The organism is Millisia brevis NBRC 105863, from assembly GCF_001552615.1.
GTDB lineage: Bacteria > Actinomycetota > Actinomycetes > Mycobacteriales > Mycobacteriaceae > Millisia > Millisia brevis.
This window is the reverse complement of record NZ_BCRN01000041.1, coordinates 1-4,303: the sequence shown is the minus strand read 5'-3', so window position 1 is coordinate 4,303 and position 4,303 is coordinate 1. Positions and strand designations below refer to the sequence as shown.

Sequence of the window (4,303 nt, the reverse complement as noted above, 5' to 3'; positions counted from 1 at the left end):
CCCCAGCCCATCGAGCGGGGATCGGGGGGCAGCCGGGGGTTGAGGAGGTGGGCGACCAGCGCGGTCCAGCCGGTCTGGTGGGTGGCGCCCAGGCCCTCGCCGGTATCGCCGTCGAAGTACTCGCAGAACGTCGGATGTTCGCTCCACAGCGGATTGTCCGACGCCTCGATTCGTTGGCCGTCGGAGGGGCGCTTGCCGTTGACCGGGCGGAAGAGGGCGGTCAGGCCGTCGTCGATCAGGTCGGCCAGGTCGGTCAGGGTGTGCTTGTTGCCGGACCCCTTCGGCAGTTCGATGGTGAACGAATCGCCGAAATGCCTTCCGTAGGTGCGCAACTTGTCGGCGAGCAGGACGTTGACCGGGAACCAGATCGGGCCGCGCCAGTTGGAATTTCCGCCGAACATCCCCGAGCGCGACTCGCCCGGTTCGTAGGAGATCGACACCGCCTGCCCGTCGATCTCGGCGGTGAACCCGTCGCGCACCGCCGCCGACAGCGACCGAATACCGAACGGCGACAGGAACTGCTCGGTATCGAACATCCGCTCGAGGATGCGCTTGAGGCGGTCCGGGTCGACCATCGAGAGCATCGTGCGGCGCCCCTCGGGGGTCGAGCGGGTCAACACGGGGCCCACCAGATCCGGGCGCCGGTGCTGCAACCACCGCAGCCGGGCGGTGACATCCGGGCATTCCGTGGTCATCCACGGCGGCACCTCGGTCGCCCCGAGCAGCGGCAGCAGCCCGACCATCGACGGCACCCGCATATGTGGGGCCCGACCGTCCGGGTGCACCAGCACGTCGTAGAAGAAGCCGTCCTCCTCGTTCCACAAGGAGATATTGCGGGAGCCGAATTGGCTGGTGGCCTTGGCGATCGACAGGAAGTGTTCGAGGAACTTGGTCGCCACGTCGTCCCAGGCCCGCTCGGTGCGGGCGAGTTCGAGGGCGATCTTGAACATCTGCTGGCAGTAGAACGCCATCCAGCCGGTGGCGTCGGACTGCTCCAGACGGAACCCCGGCGGCAGCGGCGCGGACCGGTTGAACAGGCCGATGTTGTCCATCCCGAGGAAGCCGCCCTCGAAGATGTTGTTACCGCTGGAGTCCTTGCGGTTGACCCACCAGGAGAAGTTCAGCAGCAGCTTGGTGAACACCCGCACCAGGAATTCGCGGTCGCGGTAGCCGTCGAGCCTGTAGACATGCCAGGCCGCCCAGGCGTGCACCGGCGGGTTGACATCGCCGAATTCCCATTCGTAGGCCGGTAGTTGGCCGTTGGGGTGCATCGCCCATTCGCGGCACATCAACAGCAGCTGTTCCTTGGCGAACTCCGGGTCGACGTGGGCGAGCGGGATCGCGTGGAAGGCGAGATCCCAGGCGGCGAACCAGGGGTACTCCCACTCGTCCGGCATCGAGATCACATCGGCGATCGACACGTTCTGCCAGTGCTCGTTGCGGATCCCCGCCCGCTGATCGGCGACGGGCGGGCTGGTCGGATCCCCCTCGGCCCACTGTTGGACGTCGTAGCGGTAGAGCTGTTTGCCCCACAGCAATCCGGCGTAGGCCCGGCGGGCGACGTGCCGGTCCTCCGGCGGCATGCTGCCGTGGATGACGTGCGAGTAGAAGTCGTCGGCCTCGTCCTTGCGATCCGACAGCACCGCCGCGAAGCCCGACCCGAAGGTATCGCTGCTCGGGGTGTCGTGGCTCAGGCGCAGATTGACCGAGACGGTCTCACCGGGAGCGATCGCGTCGAAGTGGTACCAGAAGGCCACCTTGGTGCCCTCGAGGGCGGAGTTGACCGCCGATCGCTTCTCGTGGACGACGCGGTTGTTGATGCCGTCCTTCGTATAGGACGAGAGGTTCTTCGCGTCGGGCCCGAAGAGGGCGACCGCGTTGGTCTCGTTGTTGGTGAACAACGCCTCCGGCGCACCCTCGGCGGCCAGGAAGTACGTCCCCAACTGGCCGTGCTCACATTGCACCGCCTCCATGCCGGCGGCCTCGAGGGCGGGCGGGACCAGCTGGGAGATCACCGATCGACGCCCGTCGCGGCCCCACGACCAGGTATTGCGCAACCACAGCGTCGGCAGCAGATCCAGCGGCGCCGCCTCGGGACCGTGGTTGGTGACCGAGATGCGGATGCACAGGTCCTCGGGGGATGCCTTGGCGTACGTCATCAACACGTCGAAGAAGCGGTTCTCGGCGAGTACCCCGGTATCGGAGAGCTCGTACTCGCGATCGTCGTAGCCGCGCTTGGCGTTCTCCTCGCGCAGCTGCTGGTACGGGTACTCGGCCTGCGGGTACCGGTAGAGCCACTGCATCCACGAATGTGACGGCGTGCCGTCGATCGCCCACCAGTACTCCTTGGCGTCCTCGCCGTGGTTGCCCTCCTCGTTGGTCAGCCCGAAGAGGCGTTCCTTGAGGATCGGGTCCTTGCCGTTCCACAGCGCGACACCGAAGTTCACGAATCCGTAGCGGTCGCAGATACCGCCGAGACCGTCCTCACCCCACCGAAAGGCGCGGGCGTAGGCGTGGTCGAAAGGGAACGACGACCACGCGTTGCCGTCCCCGGAGTAGTCCTCGCGCACGGTCCCCCACTGCCGTCCGGCCAGGTAGGGCCCCCACAGCCGCCACGGGCCGTTGGTTCCCGGGGATTCGGCCAATCGAGCGTGCTCGGCGCTGAGCGGGTGTCCGGCGGCATCGGTGCCCGGGGCGTCCGTTGGCTCCACGGCTTCGGAGTGCTCGGAGTCGGCAGGCGGCATGTCGTTCACGTGTCGATCCTGCTGGATCCCTGTGTCGGGAGGGTTACAGGCGCCACTCTCGGGCGTGTCATTAACCCCCGGTGAACTCTGCGTACGTCGAGCGTCGACCGATCGGCCCTCGGTATCGTCGGCCCGATGGCAACCAATCTGCTGATCGATCGGGCCACCGTCCTACCGATCGACGCGCAGCACGGAGCTACGCCGATCACCCGTTCGATCCGGATCCGCGACGGGGTGATCACCCGGGTCGCCGCGGATCTACCCCCGGAGCCCGGCGAGCGCGTGATCCCCGGGGCCGATCGGCTGGTGGTCCCGGGCTGGGTGAACGCCCATACCCACTCCTGGGAGGCGCTGTTCCGGGCGCGGATCGACAATCTGCCGCTCGAGCATTGGCTCCTGCTGTCCTATCCGCTGCTGGGGCTCGAGCCGCTGCCCGCCGACCTGATCCGGTTGCGGTCGTTACTGGTGGCGATCGAGTCGCTGCACAACGGGGTGACCACCCTCGTCGACGACGTCCTGGAGGTCCCCGGGCAGACCGAGGATCAGCTCGCCGCCGTCTTCGACGCGTACGGGCGGATCGGCATACGCGCCAATATCTCCGGGCATGTCACCGATGCGCCCTTCCTGCGGCATCATCCGTTCCTGGCCGAGGTCACCGAGCCGGAGCTGCGCGAACGGATCGACGCCCTGCCGGTAGCCTCCGACGACGAATACCTGCGATTCGCGGCGGAGGCCGCCGAACGCTATCGCGATGTGGCGGGCGGGCGGCTGCGGTTCATGGTCGGCCCGTCCGCGCCACAACGGTGCAGCCCCGAATTGTTGGTGGGAGCGGCGCAACTCGCGCGCCGCTACGACCTCGAATTCCACACCCACGTGCTCGAGACCCGCACCCAGGCGGTGACGGCCGAGGAGTTCTACGGCCGCACGATGGTCGAATACCTGCACTCGCTGGGCGTTCTCGACGAACATGTCACCATCGCGCACGGAATCTGGCTGACCGACGCCGATCTGGACATCCTGGCCGATACCGGTGCGTCGCTGTCGCACAATCCGTTGTCGAACCTGAAGCTCGGTTCGGGGATCGCGCCGTGGCGCAAGTATCTCGACCGCGGCATCAACGTCGGGCTCGGCACCGACGGGATGTCGAGTTCCGATACCGCCCGGATGTCGGAGGTCGTCAAGGCGGCGGCGTTGCTGCACAAGGTGACCGGTCCGGACTACCGTCGCTGGTCGACCGCGGCGGAGGTGGTGACCGCGGGCACCCTCGGCGGCGCCCGATCGGCCCGCCTCGGAGACGCGGTGGGCAGCGTCGAGGAGGGCAAGCGCGCCGATCTGGTGATCTACGACATGAATTCCCTCGCCTTCACCCCGCGCGGGCGGCCGGATCTGCAGTTGGTCTACTCGGAGAACGGGTCGTCGATCGAGATGGTGCTCGTCGACGGCGCCGTCGTGGTCGAGGACGGCCGGATCACCACGATCGACGAGAACGAGGTGTTGGCGGAACTGCGCGAGCGCGGACCACAGCTGCGGCAGTGGCAGGACGATCTGGAGATACTGAA

2 protein-coding genes are annotated in these 4,303 nt (G+C 67.3%); one reads left to right on the top strand and one right to left on the bottom strand.

Annotation, left to right across the window (positions count from 1 at the left end):
* On the bottom strand, positions 1–2,744 hold a 2,744-nt coding region (locus MB1_RS24695; RefSeq protein ID WP_084352659.1), incomplete at its 3' end, for an MGH1-like glycoside hydrolase domain-containing protein.
* Between the two features lie 135 nt (positions 2,745–2,879).
* On the opposite strand from MB1_RS24695, the gene MB1_RS24690 reads away from it, so the two are divergent.
* The coding region (locus tag MB1_RS24690) for an amidohydrolase family protein (protein ID WP_066913745.1) at positions 2,880–4,303 on the top strand (1,424 nt) is incomplete at its 3' end.